The organism is Candidatus Aeolococcus gillhamiae (assembly GCF_016464765.1).
Taxonomy (GTDB): domain Bacteria; phylum Chloroflexota; class Dormibacteria; order Aeolococcales; family Aeolococcaceae; genus Aeolococcus; species Aeolococcus gillhamiae.
The window spans coordinates 1-17245 of sequence record NZ_JAEKNS010000080.1 but is presented as its reverse complement, the minus strand read 5'-3'; the positions used below and the strand labels follow the sequence as shown (position 1 = coordinate 17245).

Sequence of the window (17245 nt, the reverse complement as noted above, 5' to 3'; positions counted from 1 at the left end):
TGATGCAGCCGTCCATGAGGGCTAGAGTTCGCCCGGGTCTGCAGCTCATCAGTTGGATTGGAGGTGGAGAAATGGACCAGGTGAGTCGCGGTGCCGGCCGGCGTGCTGGGCAGCCGCAACTGCGTCGCGGAGCGGTTGGCCTGCGCGAGGTGCTCTTCCAGAGCATCACAGCCATGGCTCCCGGGGCAGCGATCGCGGCCTCCTCCCAGCAGGTGCCGCGTACGCTGGTGGGTCGCTCCCCCTGGCCGCGGTTCTGGCACTCAGTACCGGGGCCTATCTGATGTCCCGGCGGCCTGATGGCGTGGCGGAGATGGCCCGCGTGCACTTCGACGAGGACCCGGTCGAAGGCGCGGTCGTGTCCCCAGCGTGATCGAGCAGCGCGTCATCAGCTTCCGACCAACTGCGGACCAGTTCGCGTGGACATTCGGAGGTTCCGCGCCGCTTATGCGCGTGCAACCGGGGGCAGTGCTGGAGTTGTGGACCGAGGACTGCTTCGCCGGCCGGGTGCGATCTCGCGGTGACCTCGTCTCGTCCGTGTGCGAGTTCCCCTTCCTCAACCCGCAGACCGGCCCGTTCTACGTCGAGGGTGCCGAGCCGGGAGACACCCTTGCGGTGCACTTCGTGTCCATCGAGCCCAGCCGGGACTGGGCGGCGTCGACTACGGTGCCCCTGTTCGGCGCGTTGACGAGCACGCATCTCACGGCGACCCTGCAGGAGCCACTCCCGGAGATTGTGTGGATGTGGCAACTGGATCGCGTAGCCAGGACCTGCCGGTTCCAGGCGGGGGAGGGGGAGTTCACGGTCGACCTCCCGATGGTGCCGATGCACGGCACCGTGGGAGTGGCGCCCGCCAACCTCGAGGTGCGCTCGGCGCTGGTTCCCGATGCCCACGGCGGCAACATGGACACCCCGGAGATGCAGTCTGGGGTCACCTGCTACCTCGGCGTCAACGTTCCCGGCGCGCTCTTCTCCATCGGCGATGGGCATGCGCGTCAGGGGGAGGGAGAGACGTGCGGGGTCGCCATCGAATGTGCCATGGACACCGTGGTGGCCATCGAGCTGATCAAGGGCCGGCTGACTCCGTGGCCGCGCCTGGAGTCGGACACTCACATCATGTCGACGGGCTCGGCACGCCCTCTAGAGGATGCATTCCGCATCGCCCAGGTCGACCTGGTCGGCTGGCTGGTGTCGGACCACGGACTGGCCATGATGGACGCGTACCAGCTTGTCTCCCAGGCGGTGGAAGCGCCGCTGGCCAACGTCTGCGACACCAACTACACGTCGCTGGCCAAGATCCGCAAGGAGTGGCTGCCGCCACGGCAAGGGCCGCTGCTCGATGTGCACGACCAACTTCGGCAGGTGGCGCGTGAGTACCTCGCCGCGCGCTGAACGGGCTCAGTCGAAGATGTCGGAGCTGTCCCTGCTGATGCGCTCGAAGATCGGCTGAAACTGGAACCAACCGGCCAGCTCGAAGCGAGCTGCCCGCGTGTCTGGGTGGCCTCGTCTGGGCCGATCTGGCGCGGCCTGGTTCCGGCGTCGGCGGCCGCCGAATACGCCATCTGCTGTGACTGAGAAGTGCGTTCGGGGGTCAGGAACCACCAGGCCGCGCTGTCCACGGTCTCGCCGACGGTGAGCTGGGTGTCTTACTAACGATTCCGACAGTGTGGCCCCGCCCGATTGGTATCGTTGGTGGGACGCGCGTGGAAGGTCATCGTTTCGAGCCTCAACCTCGCCGGCCAAGATGTCCCAAAACGTCGCGTTTGGGCCCGCCGATTTGAACTCGGAGCGAATCCGTCTAGGCCGATGACGACGCGACGCGAGGCGCGCCGACCCACGGAAGACTCAGTGAGCCGGGCCGACCCAGCATGCTCCTGCCTGATCCGCTACCACTATGCCACCAGCGCCGTCGTTCCGGCGGCATGAAACCAACCCGGCGAGTCTTCACGAAACCTAGGGCGATTCACCACTCCCCTCTGAGGGCCGATCGAATACGGATGGAGCCCCGTGGCGTCCGCGTTGATCACCGTGGATTTAACGATCCTTCCGGGGACCGGGTTGGTGGGCAAGCGTGGTTGCCTCGCAGCGGCGAGGCGACGTGTGGGCAGCTACTCCACCCATTCTGTAATTTTGGTTGGTTTGAGTGCGTTGCGGCGTTCACCCCCATTCCTGTACGCTTGCCTGCTCCACTTGGACCGATGCGACCCGGCACCGATCTGTGGCGAAACGTACGACGACAAGGCTGGACGCGGGTCGACAGGGCAAAGGGGGGCAGTCATGCAGCATCGGCGTAGCGCTCCAAGCGACAACTGGCACCTGCCTCACGCGCCGCCTTCCTCGACGCCGCATGAACGCCACCTGTCGCGCTCGACCTTCCGTTCCACGAGTATCTTGATGGGTGGGGTCACCCTTATTGGTGCCGCGCTGTGGGGAGCTGCCCCACCGCGCTCGACCGTGATACCCATCTCTGCGCACGTCGCCTCGGCCCAGGCGGCCACTTCCGCCGCGTCATCGCCATGCGCTGCGACCGGGACCGCTCCCAGGCCACCAGCGACCTTTCAGCACGTGATTTGGATCTTCGAGGAGAACCAGTCGGCTGCTAACGTCATCGGCTCACCTCAGGCTCCGTACTTCAACACCGTGGCTGGCGAGTGCGGCCTCGCGACGAACTGGCACAACATCTCCCACGACTCCCTGACCAACTACGTCGGCGCACTGTCAGGCCACTGGACCGGGGCTGCTCTCTATCAAGGCAAAGACTGCAGCATCAAGAGCTGCCCACAGCCGCAGACCAGCCTCTTCGGTCAGGTCTCGGCCCCCGCCAGCGGTGGGACGTGGAAGGACTACGCGGAGAGCATGCCGTCCGCTTGCTCGCCGGCGAATACCAGCCTCTATGTGCCAAAGCACGCCCCGGCTCCGTACTTCACCGATGTCGCTGCCTCGTGCCCTACCAATGATGTCTCCCTCAGCAATTCTCGAAGCGGCGGCCCGGCCGTCACTGCAGGCAACCTGCTAAGCGACCTGACCAACAACAGCCTGCCGACGTTTGCATTTATCAGTCCGAATCTCTGCGACGATGGACACAACGTTGGCCGCGCATGTCATTCCACGAACCGGATCGCCGCGACGGACAAGTGGCTGGCGGCCTGGCTGCCGGCGATTCTCAACAGTCCTACCTACCTCGCCGGCGGGACGACGATCTTCGTCACGTGGGACGAGGGCGGCGGACGCGATGCGCGCAAGGCGGAGACGTGCTGGGACGCGGCGCACGCCGATGCAATGGCGTATCGGAGTTGTTCGGTAGCGATGCTGGTGATCAGTCCCTACACACCGGCCGTCGTCTCGACAACCTGGTTCAATCACTACAACCTCCTCGCGGCCACCGAAGCAATGTTGGGGTTGGCTGCGCTCCCCACCAGTACAGCAACTGGCGGCGTCCCGTCGCCGAACGACCCGAGGACAGCCTTCAATCTCGGGTAGTTCTCCTCCGACCGCGTTCGCTGACCCGCACCTGCGAGCACGATTCCTTGAGATCGGCGGAGACCCCTCACCAGCGCGACCTGGGGCCGGGGCACGACTCTGCGTCAATCCACCAATAGCAAGGTTGACGTCAATCAAGCCAACCGTGTTTTGCCCCGGCCAGCGGCCTAAGGAGCCGCTCGGGTTTGGGGGGAATCACGAGATGCATCGTTCGCCGTTGCGCGGTCTGACCCTGGTCGGTGTCGGCAGCCAACGCCGGCACGGTGACCCTGCTGCAGAACACTCAGACGAACCTGCAGGTGCAGTCGGTGGCCCCCGCGTCGGGTTGGACGGACAAGGTCACCATCGCGACTGGCCAGAAGGTGCATGTGGCCTTCCGTGCCACCTCCTCGAGCGGCCAGGTGCGCTTCGACGGCCGCCTCAACCCCGCCGGCACCAAGCTCACCATCGTCACCGTCAGCTGCGCCTGACGCGACCTCAGCCACCCGTTAGGCAGGTGGGGCGGCGTGATGATGCGGCGATCCTGTTCATCGCGGGCGCCAGGCGTGGTGAACGCGAGGTGCGCCTGGGCAGCGACCGGCTGCTGACATCGTCGCCGAGCGTCACAGTCGCCGTCGACGGCTCCACCCAGCTGGTCTTCTGGCAGGGCTCTGGCAACACCCTTTGGGAGGGCTGGTAGGCCGGCGGCGCCTGGCATGGTCCCGCTTTGACCACCCACGTAGACAACTCAAGGCGAGCAGAGCGGGCTTGGCAACTCCCAAACACCGTGTGACGGGTCTTCAGCAGGCGAATGGCTGCAAAGTTGGCTGCAAAGTCGCTCTCGCGTCCAACGCTGATGAACAGAGAAACTGCGCCCGCGAGTTCAAAAATGGCGGAGGGAGAGGGATTCGAACCCCCGGGGGCTTGGCGGCCCCTGCGGTTTTCAAGACCGCTCCGATCAACCACTCCGGCATCCCTCCGCGGCGGTCCGGCTCATGGTATCCGGGGTCCTGCCGAAGGGAGCCACGTGGGTGAAGGTCTTGCCCCGCGGCAGCAGGGCGCCGGCTGAAAATAAGCCGAATTCAGCCGGGCAAAGGGCTGCGGCCACGATTCCTTTCCGTTACTATTCCGGCCGGGAAGGCGATAGAACCCGGCGCCGGGCCGGCGTCGGGACGGGAAGGAGAGTGACTCGGTCGATGAAGACAGTGCGGATCATCGTGATGATGGCGTTGGGCGCCGCGGGATGGGTCGGCGGTGCCGTCGCGACCGCCTCTCCGGCCTTTGCATCGCAGTGTCCCAGTGGCGGTGGCACATGCGCGCCGGACATCCTCAGCGAGAGCGGCACGCTGCTGGCGTCGGTGAGCGGTACGCTGACGGCATCGGGCTCGTTCACGGCCACCTACACCGAGGACGTCTACCAGTCGAACAACGTGTTCTGCAGCGGCTGCCTCGACTTCCTGCTCCAGGTCAAGAACTCGGCGAACTCCCCGCAGCCGATCGAGCATGTCAACGTCTCGGACTTCACGGGCGTGCTCGCCGACATCGGTGAAAACCCCAGCGGTGCCTCCGCCCCCGGGAGCAGCTTCGTCAACGGCACGGTTGCCCCGGCGGACGTCAGCCGCAGTGGTTCTGGAGCAGTCATCACCTGGGACTTCACGGGCACGCATGAACTGCCGCCCGGAGCCACCTCGCTGGTGCTCGAGGTCGAGACGAACGCCAAGCAGTTCACCACGGGCACGGTCTCAGCGCAGGACGGCGGTGTGGCGCAGGCCACCGGCTTCGCCCCGAATCCGCCGCCTCCGCCAAACATTGCCGAGGTGCCGTTCGTGCCCGCGATGGGGTTGCTCGGTGGGGTCGTGGTCGGCGGCATCGCCCTGCGCCGCCGGCACGGCGTCTGACGCCAGCCCGCAGGGCCTCGCCCAGCAGCTAGGCGGCAGTCCCTTCCGCGACGAGCCGGTCGGCGAGGTCGCCGAGCGTGCTGATGTCCGTCTTGAGAAGGACGACGGCGTGGCACTCGGTGGTCGCTTGGACCACGCGCTCGTCGTTGAGCGGCAGGGCGGTGAGGATCACCACCGGGATCAGGCCCAGGGTGGCTGAGGACCGTACCGCGGAGCACACGTCGCGGCCGTCTTTGTGGGGCATGTTGAGGTCGGTGACGACGAGCGCCGGCGTCTCCCGGGGGAGCATGGCGATCGCCTCGACGCCATCCTCAGCGGTCACCACCTGGTGGCCGTGCCTCGAAAGCAGAAGGCGACCGAGCTCGCGAATGTCCGGATCGTCGTCCGCCAGCAGCACCTTGGCCAAGCCGCACCCCTAACCGCCGCACCGAGCCAATCGAATCCTGCGCTCCTTGTAGCAGGTCCGGGCAACGGGCAGTCGATCATTCGGCAGCGACCGCGTGGTCGTGACCCGGATCACCTCGCGGAGGCAGCAGCTGGTCGAGCTGCCCGGCGTGCTGTTCGACGTGGCCGACGAGGAACTCCTCGATGATCTGGCTGAGGTCCATCGTTCCGAGAGTGGGATGGAAACCGCGGGCGCTCCACGCCGAATCACCCAGCCCGTCCAGGAAGGCGCGCAGGCTGGCTATGTCGCCGGCGGTTCGGCGCCAAAGGCGCCCCTGGTCGGTGCTCCGGTCGCGCTCGATGGCGGCGATCCGCACGCGATCGCTCTTGGTGCGCCCGAATGGTACCGGTTGATCGCCGCGGTGCTCGACCACCAGCCCCGCCTCGCCGAGCCAGTAGGGGATGAACTCGGCGACGTGAGCCCACACCTGGCCCGCCTCCCAGCGCTCGCCCGTGAGCGGATCCGGAGCGGTGAGCGCCTCCGTTGGGAAGTCACGGGCGGCATGGGCGCGGAGCCTCTCCTCGACGGCGTCCAGCCGGTTCGTGAACCCCTGCGCCGTCGTGCTCATCGCAGAGGACGCAGCGGTGCGCCGGCGACGACGCGGTTGCGAAGCGTGCCCAGCCTGTCCACCGTCAAGACCACCTCGTCGCCGGGCTGCAGCCACGGATACTCGTCGTTTCCATGCACGAGCGCGAGCTCCAGGATGCAGCCGGTTCCGCAGGTGCCCGAGCCGATGACGTCGCCCGGCTCCACACGCGTCCCGCGCGAGGCGTAGCTGACCATCTCGCCGAAACTCCAGAAGATCTCAGCCAGCGACGCCCGCGAGTACTCGCGCCCGTTGACCGTCGCGGTCATGGTGAGGTCATACGCGCGCCCGCTGCGCGCGTCGTCGAGCTCGTCCGGAGTCACCAGCATCGGCCCCAGCGTTGTCGCGAAGTCCTTGCCCTTCACTGGTCCCATGCTCAGCTTCATCTCGCGGCGCTGAATGTCACGCGCGCTCCAGTCGTTCATGACGCAGAAGCCCGCGATGCTGTCCTCGCCCTGCTGCGGCGTCAGGTCTGCGCCGCCGCGGCCGATGATCGCGGCCACCTCGAGCTCGAAGTCGAGCTCGCCGCTGCCGGGTGGCACCGCAACGTCCTCTCCATCTGCGTTGACGGCGTACGGATTGCTGAAGTAGAAGACAGGGAGCTCGTACCAGTCCGGGTCCATCTCCAGGCCGCGGCGCTTGCGCGCGGTCTTGACGTGCTGCTCGAAGGCGTAGAAATCGCGCACGGTGGGCGGGACAGGTATCGGTGCACGCAGGATCACCTCCGCGAGCGGCAGCACCTCAGAGGGGTTACGTCGCGCCGCTTCGCCGGCGCTCGCCAGGCCGTCGCCGCCGTCGCGAAGCAGGCCGAGCAGCGTCGCGCCCACGGGGAGCGCGTGCACGTGCGAATCGACGACGACACCCACGCGGTCGCCGTCCTGCTGTCCGTGTCCAAACGTCACCCAGCGCATGGCTTCGACTCCTTCCGGCGACAGTTGCGGCGCCGTGCACTCCATATACTGGCGCTCTCCGCGGGGAGGTGGCTGAGAGGCTGAAAGCGCCCGCCTGCTAAGCGGGTGAGGGATGTTAAGTCCCTCCGGGGGTTCGAATCCCCCCCTTCCCGCCAGCTCATCCCGGAGCGCTCCCCGCCACCTCGCCGGCGGTCGCGAGAGCCTGCGACAGCCGCTCCGGCGTGCTCGTGAAACAGAGCCGGAACCGCGCCGGGACCTCGAACGCGATGCCCGGCGTCACCAGCACGCGCCGCTCGGCGAGCGCGCTGACGTAGGCGAGCGTGTCCGGCCAGGGGCTGCGGATCCACAGGAAGATGCCCCCCTGCGGTTCGGCGACGTCCAGCCCGGCCGCCACCGCCGCGTCACGTCCGTGGTCACGGAGTCGATGGTATTGCTCGACACCGATGTTCCACGAGTCCAGGTAGAGCAGCGCGCGCTGCGCAGTCGCGGGCGCGTTGACCATGCCGAGCGCGCGCATGCAGCCCTCCAGCCCACGATCGGTCTGCTCGCCGGCCAGCGAGGGGTGCAGGACCAGGTAGCCGATCCGCTCTCCCGCCAGGCCCATGTCCTTCGAGAAGGATCGGGCCAGCACGGTGTGCTCGTAGTACGCGAATGGCTCGACGCGTCGCGCCGGCGCGTACACGAGATTGCGGTACGCCTCGTCGGCGATGAGCAGGATGCGCCGGCCGGTGCGGCGGTTGTGGTGCTCGAGCACATCGACGATCGCGGCCATCTCCTCGTGCTCGATGACGTGTCCGCTGGGGTTGCTCGGGCTGTTGATGATCACGGCCGCGGTGCGGTCGGTCAGCGCGTGCACCAGCGCATCGATGTCGACGCGCTGGCTGGTGTCGTCGGCGCGCACGGGCGTGAACGACAGCCCACCGGTCTCGCAGTAGGGCCGGAACTCGGGGAAGTACGGGGCGATCCCGACCACCTCGTCGCCGACGTCGAGGAAGGCGCGCAGCGCCAGGCACACCGCTCCGGCGGCACCGCCGGTCATGGCGATGCACGCGGCGGTGACGCCGGGCGCGCCGACGTCCTCGGCGGCACGCTCGCGCAGCTCGGGGTAGCCGAGGTTGGGCATGTAGGCATGACGCCCGGGGAAGAATTCGCTGCCGGCGCGGGCCAGGGCGTCGCGAACCGGCGCCGGGGCGTCGAGCGGTTGGCCGAGTGAGAGGTCAATCACACTGTCGTCGCCGTGCTCGGTGCGCAGGCGCTGGCCCTCGGCGAACATGCGCCTGATCCAGCCGCCGGCCTCCACCTGCGACGCGGCCCACCCCGACAGCGGCGACTCGTTCACCGCCGCGGGCTCAGGCGATCGACTCGGTGCCGCGCATCCCGCCGGTGTGCCACGAGAACGGATACTCGCGGTCGACCAGCTGGCGCGCAACCTCGGTGCGATGGAGCGGGCGGAACGTGTCGACCATCACCGCCAGCTCGTTGGTCTCGCGAGGACGCTCGTACGACGCCTCGAGCGCGCCCGGCTGGGGGCCGTGTGGCACACCGCCGACGTGGTGGGTGAACGAGCTCTGCTTGACCCCGCGCCGTGCCGCGTAGTCGCCGTCGACGTAATAGAGCACCTCGTCGGAGTCGAGGTTGCTGTGGTGGTAGGGGAGCATGACCGCGTCCGGGTCCCAGTCCAGCTTGCGCGGGACGAACGAGCAGATCACCACGTTGTGCGCCTGGAAGGTCTGGTGGATCGGTGGTGGGACGTGGAAGCGGCCGGCGCGCGGCTCGAAGTCGTGGATGTTGAAGGCCACCGGGTAGATGGTGCCGTCCCAGCCGACGAGGTCGAAGGGGTGGTGATCGAGGCGGTAGCGGCTCACCCGCCCGGCACGCTTCAGCCAGACCTCGACGGGCCCGTCCCCGCCCTCCTCGAGCTCATCAGGACCCCGGAAGTCGCGTTCCGAGTACGGCGCGATCTCGGTGAGCTGGCCGTTGCGCGCCCGGTAGCGATCCGGAGAGTCGACGAGCCCGGCGACCTCCAGCGCGAGGATGCGGACGTCGTCGAGTGACTCGAACTCGACCCGATAGATGGTGCCCCGCGGGATCACCACGTAGTCGTGCGTGCCGAACGCCAGCGTGCCGAACTGGGTGTGCAGCACGCCCGCGCCCCGGTGGACGAAGAGGATCTCGTCGGCGCTGCCGTTGACGCAGAGCACCTCCTGCTGGCGCACCGGGAAGGCCAGGCCGATGTGGATGTCGTCGTTGACCAGCAGCCATTTGCGACCGCTTACCACGTCACCGTCGGGCTGGAGGTTGAACCCCTGGAGGTGCGCGTGCTCGTGCACCTGCTCACGCTCCGGCGCCATCATCTCGGCCGGTCCCTCGCTGATGTCGTGTGCCGACTCCGGCATGTTGCGGTGATAGAGCAGCGATGAGGGACCGCTGAACCCCTCGCGCCCGAAGAGCTCCTCGAAGATCGGCTTGCCACCCACCTCGAAGCGCATGTGGCGCTTGCGGGGCACGTCGCCGAGCCGGCGGTAGGTTCTCACCAGCTGCAGATTAGAGGTTGCCGCGCGCCGCCTGTTCGCGCTCGATGGCCTCGAACAGCGCCTTGAAGTTGCCCTTGCCGAAGCCCTTGCAGCCCTTGCGCTGGATGACCTCGAAGAAGAGGGTGGGCCGGTCGCCCACAGGGCGCGTGAAGATCTGCAGGAGGTAGCCGTCGTCGTCGCGGTCGATGAGCACGCTGAGCTCCTCGAGGCGGTCGAGGTCCTCACCGATTCCTGCGGCGCGGTCGCCGAGCGCCTCGTAGTACGAGTGCGGCGCGGTGAGGAACTCGACGCCACGGTCGCGCATCGCCGCGACTGTGCCGACGATGTCGTCGGTGTGCAGCGCGATGTGCTGGACGCCGCTGCCGCGGTAGTAGTCGAGGTACTCCTGGATCTGCGAGGCCTTGATGCCGACCGCGGGCTCGTTGATCGGGAAGGTGACCATGCTGCGCGGATCGCGGGCCACCTTGCTGCGCAGGGCGCTGTACTGGGTGGCGATGTCGTGCTCGTCGAACTCCTGGAACACGTGGAAGCCGAACACCTCGGAGTAGAAGGAGACCCAGTCGTCCATCTTGCCGAGCTCGACGTTGCCGACGGTGTGGTCGATGAACCGCAGCCCCACCCCGCCGCTGGTTCGGCGCTCCTCGCGATAGCCGGGCCAATGCGCACCGCTGTACTCGTTGCGCTCGACGAAGTGATGCACCGTGTCACCGAAGGTGGCCACCGACGCGAAAGTGATCGCGCCGTCGCCGTCGGTCACCGTGGTGGGCTCGGCGACGCTGCGGGCGCCGCGCGCGGTGGCGGCCTCGTAGGCGCCACGCGCATCCTCGACGCGGAGCGCGATGGCCCGCACGCCGTCGCCGTGCATGCGCACGTGCTCAGCAATGCGCCCGTCGGGTTGCAGCGGGGCGGTGAGTACCAGCCGCACCTTGCCCTGCTGGAGCACGTACGAGGCGCGATCACGAACGCCGGTCTCGGGGCCGGCGTAGGCGATGACGTCGAAGCCGAAGGCGTTGCGGTAGTGGTACGCCGCTTGCCGGGCGTTGCCCACCCAGAGCTCGACGTGGTCGGTACCCTCGAGGACCGGGGTGCCGATCTCGACCGGGGTTTCCAGAGCGTTGGTCACGCCGGGGTGGGCTCCAGCTCCCTGCGCCGCTTCTCGAGGCCGTCCCAGAACGTCTTGACGCCGTTGAGCATCTCCGCGGCGCCCTCGAGGAACTTCTGCTGGTCGAAGCCGGGGCGCTGGAACGCACCTTCGAGCTCGTCCATCGTGTGCGCGGCGTGCTGGTCCTCGACGCGGTCGTGCCAGGTGAAGAAGGCGAGGCGCAGGTCGGGAGCCTCGCGGTTCTTGTAGCCGTCGAGACCGTTGATGAGCTGCTTCCAGAAGCCGGCGGCCGCCCAGTGCTCGACGGCGAAGCTGGCGCCCTCGGCGACGTCGGGGTCGTCGCTGCCGTAGATGCGGGCCAGCTCGTCGCAGAAGAAGAGCGTCTCCTCGCGTCCGAACTTGCGCTTGCCGAGGTCGTCGAAGCCGAGGCCCGCGGCCTCACCCACCTTGACCAGCCACTCGAAGTGACGGGCGCTGAAGCGGTAGACGCCGCCGTCGACGGTGCCCTCCGTGGACACAAGCTCGGGGTCGCCCTCGCGATCGTTGTCGTCATCGCTCCTCACGCCGTTGGCCGACGGAGAAGTGCGGCCGCTGTTGAAGACGACGCCGAGCTCGTTGACGAGGATCTCGCACGACTCCCGCGCCTGCGACATGGTCGGCGCGTTGATGGTCTTGAGGAGCTGGGCCACGATGAAGAGGTTGCTGAACACCGAGAACTGCTGGATGAGGTCACGGACCTGGTCCCGCGACGCCTCGCCGCGGTCGAACCAGATGCAGTACTCGTTGTTGGTGACCACGGGATGGCTCATGACCGTCTCGCGGACCTGCTCGAGAAAGGTGTCCCAGTCGGACCCGCCGACAGAGACCGGCGGCTCGCTGACAAGGGTCGACATCGTGTTCGCCTCCATGCGCCTGGGCTGCAGGACCTGCGCCAGATTGTCCCGCTGCGGACCACTTCTGTCCAGTGACAGTTCGGTTCGCTGGACATACTGCTCACATAATGCCATGATCCTTACACAGTGTCCAACACAGCCGCCCCCCAGCGGCCTTCGCGCTCACAATCTGCCGCGCCGGGGCTCGATGCCGTGGACCGCCGTCTGCTCGAGGTGCTCGCCGAGGACGGGCGCATCTCGGTGGCTGCGCTCGCGCAACGCGCCGGCATCTCCCGCGCCGCCACCTACAACCGTCTCGACACCCTGCGTGAGACGGGAGTGGTGGAGGGGTACTCGGTGCGCGTCAACCCCGCGCGGGTGGGGCTCGGCGTCACCGCGCTGGTGCTGATCTCGGGTCGCCAGCCGGCGTGGCGATCACTGCGCCGCCGTCTCGTCTCCATGCCGGAGGTGGAGTACTGCGCGTTCACCACCGGGGAGTACGACGCGCTCCTGGTCGTCCGCGTCCCCGACGTCGAGACGCTCCGTGACGTGGTGCTCGAGCGTCTCCAGGCCAGTGAGGAGATCCGCGCCACCCAGACCATCTTCGTGCTCGAGGAGCTGGTGAAGCGCCCTCTGGTGCTGCCTCAGGACTGAGGAGCAAGCATGGCTAGTGGCAGGCTGACTGTTGACGGCGGCTCGCTCGCCTGGGAGAGCTCCGGCGAGGGACCGCCCATCGTGCTGGTGCACGGTTTCGCGCTCACTCGTGACATGTGGGATGACGTCGTGCCCGGCCTCGCTGCCCATCACCAGGTGGTGCGCTACGACTGCCGCGGGTTCGGCGACTCTGCAGCCTTCGACGCCAGCGTCTCGTACAGCCACGGTGACGACCTTATTGCGTTGTGCGACGGGCTAGGCATCACGCGGACCGCGCTGGTGGGTCTGTCTTTCGGCGGCCAGGTCGCTCTGTTGACGGCGATCGCCGCACCGGAGCGCGTCAGCGCGCTCATCCTCGTCGACGCCGTGCTCGACGAGGTGCCCTGGGATCCCGCCTCGCAGGCGGGGTCGGAGGCGGTGATTGCCCGCACTCGCACCGAGGGACCGCAGGGTGGCCGGGCAGCGTGGCTCGACCATCCGCTGTTCGGACCGGCCAACGAGCGCCCCGTACTGGCGCAACGACTTGCCGCCATGGTCGCCACCTACCCGGGACATCACTGGATGGGCGCGGACTGCGCGCGGCCCGTCAACCCTCACGCCGTCGACATGCTCGACCGGGTGACGGTGCCGACAACAGTGGTGATCGGCGAACGCGATGTGCCCTGTTTCATCACCATGTCCGACATCCTGGCGCGCGACGTCAAGGACGCCAGGCTTGTTCGGATCCCCGGTGCCGGTCATATGACGCCGATGGAGGCACCGGAGGCGCTGGTCGACGCCATCGAATCGGGTATCGCGATGGGCAGCAAGGCCCCGGGCTAACTCCGGGAACGGCCACGACAGACGTTCAGCCCGACACCTCGAAGATGGCCTCGATCTCGAGCGCCGCGCCGAGCGGCAGCTCGCCGACACCGACTGCGCTGCGCGCGTGCCGCCCCCGCTCACCGAACAGTTCGACGAAGAGATCCGACGCCCCATTGATCACCGCGGGCTGGCCGGCGAAGCCCGGCGCGCTGCGCACGAAGCCCGTGACCCGGACCACGCCGCCGACGCGGTCGACCGAGCCCAGGGCAGCGGCGGCGCTGGCGAGGAGGTCGACAGCCACGCCCCGCGCCATCCGCTGCGCCGATTCGATGTCGACGTCGTCACCGACGATTCCTTCAACCACCGCGCCGTCGGCGCGGCACACGTGGCCGGAGAGGTAGAGGAGATCGCCGGACCGTCGGGCCATCACGTAGCTGGCCAGCGGCGTCTGCGCCGGCGGGAGCTCCAGTCCCAGCGCGGCCAGTCGCTCGCTGAGCACTCAGCGCTCGTTGAGATAGCCGGCGTTGGCGGTGAACGCAGCCGGCGCGAAGCCGAAGGCGCTGCGCACCGAGTCGATGCGGGTGATGTTGTGTCGCGCCAGCATGCGCAGCTGCGACGGTGTCACCGGAGGGTTGGGGAGCACCTTGTCCATGACCATGGCGGCGGGCAGCAATGCGCCCACCGGGACGTGCACCTTGATGCGCATGCCCGCGCCGATGGCGTCGTGGATGACGTCGACGATGCCCTCGTAGGAGAGCTGCTCGGGACCGCCGATCTCGATGACGCGCATCGTCGGCCCGCGCTCCAGGCACAGCGCGATGCAGTGCACCACGTCATCGATGCCGATCGGTTGGAACAGCGCGCCGCCGTCCCCGGCGATGGGGATGACCGGGATGCTGTAGCGAACCAGAGAGCACAGCGTGGTGAAGAAGCCATCGCCGGGCCCGAAGATGAGGCTCGGGCGCAGGATCGTGAAGGGCACGCCGCTGCTCCGCACCGCCTGCTCGGCCATCCACTTGGTGTAGTGATAGGGAAAGGCCGGATCGGGGTCGGCACCGATCGCGCTGATGTACACGAGGTGTGCGACGCCCGACGTGCGCGCCGCGTCAACGACGTTCTCGGTGCCGCGCCGGATGACGGCGTCGAAGGTCTGCTTGCCCTTCTCGCGGATGATCGCGGTGAGGTGGACGACGGCGTCACAGCCGGCGAAGGCCTCGGCCAGACCCTTGCCGGCAATGACATCGGCACGCACCACGCGCAGACCTTCGCGAGGGGCCACCCGCCGGGTTCCGCGCGACACCAGCACGACCTCGTGCCCGGCGGCGAGCAACGCGCGCGCCGTGTTGCTGCCGACGAAGCCGGTTCCCCCGGTGATGGCGACGCGCACCTTGGCTCGACCCTCCTCTGACGCTGCCCGCGGAGGGTACGAAAAGCCTCCGTGCCGGTGATCAGCTTCCCGCGCCGTCCTCCGCTCTCCCGGCCGCCCCCGGGTCGTCCCGCTCCTCGCAACCGCCACCCTCCTGCTCGTCGAGAGCCCGCTCCATGGCGGTGGGGAGTCGGTCGAGGCCGCGCTCGAGGGTGCGGCGCACGCGGCGGTGGAACAAACCACCGACGACACGCGCCAGGCCCAGCAGGCGCAGGTTGGCGTCCACATCCACACAGGTCCCGCCATCGCCGTCGGGGCTGAGTCGGTTGCGCACCACCAGGTCGATGAGCCTGTCGCGCTGGCGCACTTCGATGACATCGCCGTCGACGGTCACGTCATCCTCACGCGTCCCTGCTAGGAGGAATGAGCGCACCCAGTCAGGGGAGGCGTCGACACGGCACTGCGAGGTCACCTGCATGGCGGTGCAGTGTGGCGCAAGCGGGCGCCCCGGCCCGACTTCGCTTGGGATCGGTTAGGATCCGCCCTTACGCCGATCCGCTTTGATAGGGGTGCAATGCGACGTGCGGTCACCTGGCAGCTGACGGTGATGCTCGCCGTCGCGGCGAGCGCATGCGGCAGTAGCGCTGCACCGGCCAGCCCAACGCAGCAGGCCTCGTCGCCAGCCGGCACCGCAAGACCAACGCCGACGCTCACCACCCATTGCAGCGACGGCGCGCCTTGCAGCATTGGAGCCGGGACGTATGTGCTGGGTGATGGGACGGTGCTGCCCGGCTTCACCTTAACCGTCCCGGGGGGCGGCTGGCACGGCACGGGAAACGATCCGGGTGGCCTCAGCCTGAGTCCGAACACACCCAACGACTTCTTCACCGTCTGGGATGACCTCACCGCGGTGAAGAGCACCGGCACCGGACACGGCACGGTGCTGACCAACGTTGGGACCACGCCGGAGGCGCTGGTCGCGTGGATGACCAGCAACCCGGATTTCACCGTGGTCGTTCCGCCAGCGCCGGCGACGATCGGGAGGGGCATCAAGGCCACGAGCCTGGTGGTCGGCGCGTCCCACTCGGCACACTACGGCGACCCCACTTGCCCATCGAATCCGCGATGTGCGGACCTCTTCACCAACCGAGCGCTCTGGGGCGCGAACCAATTCGTGGGCGTGGCGGGAGATGAGGAGTTCCGCATCTACCTGGCGGCCATCACGGTGTCCGGTCAACCGCAGACGCTGTTCGTCGTTCTCGACGCTCCCACCGACGCCGGTCTCACACAGCTCGCGGCCGAAGCGGCGCCCATCGTCAACAGCCTCCAGCTGCCGGCGGACGCTGCCTCACGCTGACCGATGCGCCGGTGTGATGCGATGAGCTACGCGAAAGGTCCTCGCTGACCCTCCATCGCGGGCCACGCCCCAGGCGGCCGTGCCCGGCCGTTGCCCATCGAACATCTGTTCGCTATCATCGACGTCCCGACCGCGGTCTGAGCCCTCGTTCCCGATGAGGCGGTTCGGTGCAACGACGGTGAGGAGCTGTGGATGCACGCGGAGACCAGGGGACGGGTGCTTGCCGACACCGTTGCCGGGCTGCAGCGGCGCTATGGCAACGCCGCCGTGCATCGCGGCCCCGAGCCGGATGGTGGCGAGAACGGCGGCTGGCTCACCGCCATCCCCGCCCTCGACATCCGGCTCAGCCCCGGCGGCCTGCCTCGCGGTCGGATCACCCTTCTCCAGGCGGCCCAGACGGGGGTGAGTGGCCGGCTGACCCTGCTCCAGGCGCTGGCGGCCCAGGCCAGCCGTGAGGGCGAGGTGGTCTACGTCGACGTCGCCGCCAGCCTCGATCCCGGCTTCCTCGCCGACCTCGGGGCTGACCTCGGCAGCTGCCTTGCCGTCCTCCCCGGCCGGGGACGCTGGCGCGAGGGGCTGGCCATGGCCCGTGCCCTGGTCGTCGCCGGGTCGCCCTGGGTGGGGGTGGCGCTGGATCGTGGGCATCCCCGCAACGCCGAGATCGAGCAGGCACTCAACGGCCTGGTCGAGGCGGTCCATCGGCGTCGTGCCGTCTGCGTGGTCGCCGCTCCCGCGCCGGCCGCGGCCCCGCTCGCCTACGCGTCCTCGCTGACGCTCTCCTGCCGGCCCGCGGGATGGCAGGAGTCGCATGGCGATATCACCGGCCTGCGGGTTGCGCTCGAGGTGAGCAAGAGCCGCCTGTTCGCGCCCGGCGCCACCGACACCCTGCTGCTCCGCTATCCCCGTCCCTACGCCACCGCCGAGGTGGTGGGCTACCCGGCGGTGATGTCACCGGCGCGCGAGGAAGAGGCCGCCGAGCTGACCGTGGTGCATCTCAGTGCATGACGCCCCCCTGCGGTGGCTCTGTGCCCGCCACCCCCACCTCGGCCTGGTGGCGGCGCTGCGCCGCCATCCGGAGCTGCGTGGGGAGGCGGTGATCGTGGGGGGTGCGCCCGAGCTGCGCCTTCCCGTGCTCGCCGCCTCGACGGCGGCCGCGGCGTGCGGCGTGGCTCCCGGCCAGCCGCTTCGCCAGGCCCAGCAGCTCTGCCCGCAAGCGGCCTTCGTGAGTGTCGCCGCCGGCGACGTCGAACGGTTGGGAGG

At 68.4% G+C, this 17245-nt stretch carries 20 protein-coding genes and 2 tRNA genes; 11 read left to right on the top strand and 11 right to left on the bottom strand.

Annotated features, from left to right (window positions below):
- Window positions 1-444 precede the first annotated feature (444 nt).
- The 4 genes from JF886_RS07895 to JF886_RS07880 all read left to right on the top strand — a co-directional run bounded on the left by JF886_RS07895 (window position 445) and on the right by JF886_RS07880 (window position 4156).
- A complete protein-coding gene (locus JF886_RS07895; protein ID WP_502711412.1) occupies window positions 445-1389 on the top strand; it encodes an acetamidase/formamidase family protein in 945 nt (314 codons plus the stop codon).
- Window positions 1390-2562: 1173 nt separating this feature from the next.
- Complete coding sequence (locus JF886_RS07890) at window positions 2563-3477, top strand: alkaline phosphatase family protein (protein ID WP_337311252.1); 915 nt, start codon at window positions 2563-2565, stop codon at window positions 3475-3477.
- Window positions 3478-3716: 239 nt separating this feature from the next.
- Window positions 3717-3947 carry a hypothetical protein gene (locus JF886_RS07885; protein WP_337311250.1) on the top strand — a complete coding sequence of 77 codons (231 nt, stop codon included), beginning with the start codon at window positions 3717-3719 and terminating at the stop codon, window positions 3945-3947.
- 26 nt (window positions 3948-3973) lie between these two features.
- Entirely contained in the window at window positions 3974-4156 is a 183-nt protein-coding gene (locus tag JF886_RS07880) for a hypothetical protein (RefSeq protein ID WP_337311248.1), read from the top strand.
- A 190-nt stretch (window positions 4157-4346) separates the two neighbouring features.
- Here JF886_RS07880 and JF886_RS07875 read toward each other — a convergent pair.
- Window positions 4347-4436 (bottom strand) — tRNA-Ser (locus JF886_RS07875).
- Window positions 4437-4652: 216 nt separating this feature from the next.
- Here JF886_RS07875 and JF886_RS07870 point away from each other — a divergent pair.
- A complete protein-coding gene (locus JF886_RS07870; protein ID WP_337311246.1) occupies window positions 4653-5354 on the top strand; it encodes a hypothetical protein in 702 nt (233 codons plus the stop codon).
- A gap of 28 nt (window positions 5355-5382) precedes the next feature.
- On the opposite strand, the gene JF886_RS07865 is transcribed toward JF886_RS07870, so the two are convergent.
- The 3 genes from JF886_RS07865 to JF886_RS07855 form a co-directional block, all read right to left on the bottom strand.
- Window positions 5383-5751 carry a response regulator gene (locus JF886_RS07865; RefSeq protein ID WP_337311324.1) on the bottom strand — a complete coding sequence of 123 codons (369 nt, stop codon included), beginning with the start codon at window positions 5749-5751 and terminating at the stop codon, window positions 5383-5385.
- A gap of 85 nt (window positions 5752-5836) precedes the next feature.
- The gene (locus tag JF886_RS07860; RefSeq protein ID WP_337311244.1) at window positions 5837-6367 is read right to left on the bottom strand and encodes a DinB family protein; all 531 of its coding nucleotides are present in this window, start codon (window positions 6365-6367) and stop codon (window positions 5837-5839) included.
- Window positions 6364-7296: a fumarylacetoacetate hydrolase family protein gene (locus tag JF886_RS07855; RefSeq protein WP_337311242.1), complete on the bottom strand. Its 933-nt coding sequence runs from the start codon at window positions 7294-7296 to the stop codon at window positions 6364-6366. The genes JF886_RS07860 and JF886_RS07855 overlap by 4 nt, the downstream gene beginning before the upstream one ends.
- A 62-nt stretch (window positions 7297-7358) precedes the next feature.
- Here JF886_RS07855 and JF886_RS07850 point away from each other — a divergent pair.
- Window positions 7359-7451, top strand: a tRNA-Ser gene (locus tag JF886_RS07850).
- Between the two features lie 2 nt (window positions 7452-7453).
- On the opposite strand, the gene JF886_RS07845 is transcribed toward JF886_RS07850, so the two are convergent.
- The 4 genes from JF886_RS07845 to JF886_RS07830 are packed head-to-tail and all read right to left on the bottom strand — an operon-like array spanning window position 7454 to window position 11825.
- Entirely contained in the window at window positions 7454-8635 is a 1182-nt protein-coding gene (locus JF886_RS07845) for an aminotransferase class I/II-fold pyridoxal phosphate-dependent enzyme (RefSeq protein ID WP_337311240.1), read from the bottom strand.
- Between the two features lie 10 nt (window positions 8636-8645).
- Window positions 8646-9830, bottom strand: coding sequence for a homogentisate 1,2-dioxygenase (locus tag JF886_RS07840; RefSeq protein ID WP_337311238.1), 1185 nt, complete (start codon window positions 9828-9830; stop codon window positions 8646-8648).
- Window positions 9831-9840: 10 nt separating this feature from the next.
- The gene (gene hppD, locus JF886_RS07835) at window positions 9841-10953 is read right to left on the bottom strand and encodes a 4-hydroxyphenylpyruvate dioxygenase (protein ID WP_337311235.1); all 1113 of its coding nucleotides are present in this window, start codon (window positions 10951-10953) and stop codon (window positions 9841-9843) included.
- Window positions 10950-11825 (bottom strand): hypothetical protein, encoded by an 876-nt coding sequence (locus JF886_RS07830; RefSeq protein WP_337311233.1) that lies wholly within the window; start codon window positions 11823-11825, stop codon window positions 10950-10952. The genes hppD and JF886_RS07830 overlap by 4 nt, the downstream gene beginning before the upstream one ends.
- Before the next feature lie 192 nt (window positions 11826-12017).
- Between JF886_RS07830 and JF886_RS07825 the strand changes: the two genes are divergently transcribed.
- Both JF886_RS07825 and JF886_RS07820 read left to right on the top strand, forming a co-directional pair.
- Window positions 12018-12458, top strand: a complete 441-nt coding sequence (locus JF886_RS07825; protein WP_337311231.1) for an Lrp/AsnC family transcriptional regulator — start codon at window positions 12018-12020, stop codon at window positions 12456-12458.
- Between the two features lie 9 nt (window positions 12459-12467).
- A complete protein-coding gene (locus JF886_RS07820; RefSeq protein WP_337311229.1) occupies window positions 12468-13280 on the top strand; it encodes an alpha/beta fold hydrolase in 813 nt (270 codons plus the stop codon).
- A gap of 25 nt (window positions 13281-13305) precedes the next feature.
- Here JF886_RS07820 and JF886_RS07815 read toward each other — a convergent pair whose 3' ends face one another.
- The 3 genes from JF886_RS07815 to JF886_RS07805 form a co-directional block, all read right to left on the bottom strand.
- Window positions 13306-13761, bottom strand: coding sequence for a RidA family protein (locus JF886_RS07815; protein WP_337311227.1), 456 nt, complete (start codon window positions 13759-13761; stop codon window positions 13306-13308).
- Window positions 13762-14649 carry an SDR family oxidoreductase gene (locus JF886_RS07810; protein ID WP_337311225.1) on the bottom strand — a complete coding sequence of 296 codons (888 nt, stop codon included), beginning with the start codon at window positions 14647-14649 and terminating at the stop codon, window positions 13762-13764.
- 61 nt (window positions 14650-14710) lie between these two features.
- A complete protein-coding gene (locus JF886_RS07805; RefSeq protein ID WP_337311223.1) occupies window positions 14711-15106 on the bottom strand; it encodes a hypothetical protein in 396 nt (131 codons plus the stop codon).
- A 96-nt stretch (window positions 15107-15202) separates the two neighbouring features.
- Here JF886_RS07805 and JF886_RS07800 point away from each other — a divergent pair, with 96 nt between their 5' ends.
- From JF886_RS07800 to JF886_RS07790, 3 genes are all read left to right on the top strand, one after another.
- Entirely contained in the window at window positions 15203-15985 is a 783-nt protein-coding gene (locus JF886_RS07800; protein WP_337311221.1) for a hypothetical protein, read from the top strand.
- Window positions 15986-16177: 192 nt separating this feature from the next.
- On the top strand, window positions 16178-16990 hold the full coding sequence (locus JF886_RS07795; RefSeq protein WP_337311219.1) for a P-loop NTPase family protein: 813 nt from the start codon (window positions 16178-16180) through the stop codon (window positions 16988-16990).
- The coding region (locus tag JF886_RS07790; RefSeq protein WP_502711411.1) for a Y-family DNA polymerase at window positions 16983-17245 on the top strand (263 nt) is incomplete at its 3' end. The genes JF886_RS07795 and JF886_RS07790, both read left to right, overlap by 8 nt.

What these genes read in the sequence shown, in the direction of transcription:
- JF886_RS07895 (WP_502711412.1), top strand. Translation starts at nt 445, where the DNA reads ATGCGCGTGCAACCGGGGGCAGTGCTGGAGTTGTGGACCGAGGACTGC.
- JF886_RS07870 (WP_337311246.1), top strand. Translation starts at nt 4,653, where the DNA reads ATGAAGACAGTGCGGATCATCGTGATGATGGCGTTGGGCGCCGCGGGA.
- JF886_RS07860 (WP_337311244.1), bottom strand. Translation starts at nt 6,367, where the DNA reads ATGAGCACGACGGCGCAGGGGTTCACGAACCGGCTGGACGCCGTCGAG.
- JF886_RS07855 (WP_337311242.1), bottom strand. Translation starts at nt 7,296, where the DNA reads ATGCGCTGGGTGACGTTTGGACACGGACAGCAGGACGGCGACCGCGTG.
- JF886_RS07830 (WP_337311233.1), bottom strand. Translation starts at nt 11,825, where the DNA reads ATGTCGACCCTTGTCAGCGAGCCGCCGGTCTCTGTCGGCGGGTCCGAC.
- JF886_RS07820 (WP_337311229.1), top strand. Translation starts at nt 12,468, where the DNA reads ATGGCTAGTGGCAGGCTGACTGTTGACGGCGGCTCGCTCGCCTGGGAG.
- JF886_RS07805 (WP_337311223.1), bottom strand. Translation starts at nt 15,106, where the DNA reads ATGCAGGTGACCTCGCAGTGCCGTGTCGACGCCTCCCCTGACTGGGTG.
- JF886_RS07800 (WP_337311221.1), top strand. Translation starts at nt 15,203, where the DNA reads ATGCGACGTGCGGTCACCTGGCAGCTGACGGTGATGCTCGCCGTCGCG.
- JF886_RS07795 (WP_337311219.1), top strand. Translation starts at nt 16,178, where the DNA reads ATGCACGCGGAGACCAGGGGACGGGTGCTTGCCGACACCGTTGCCGGG.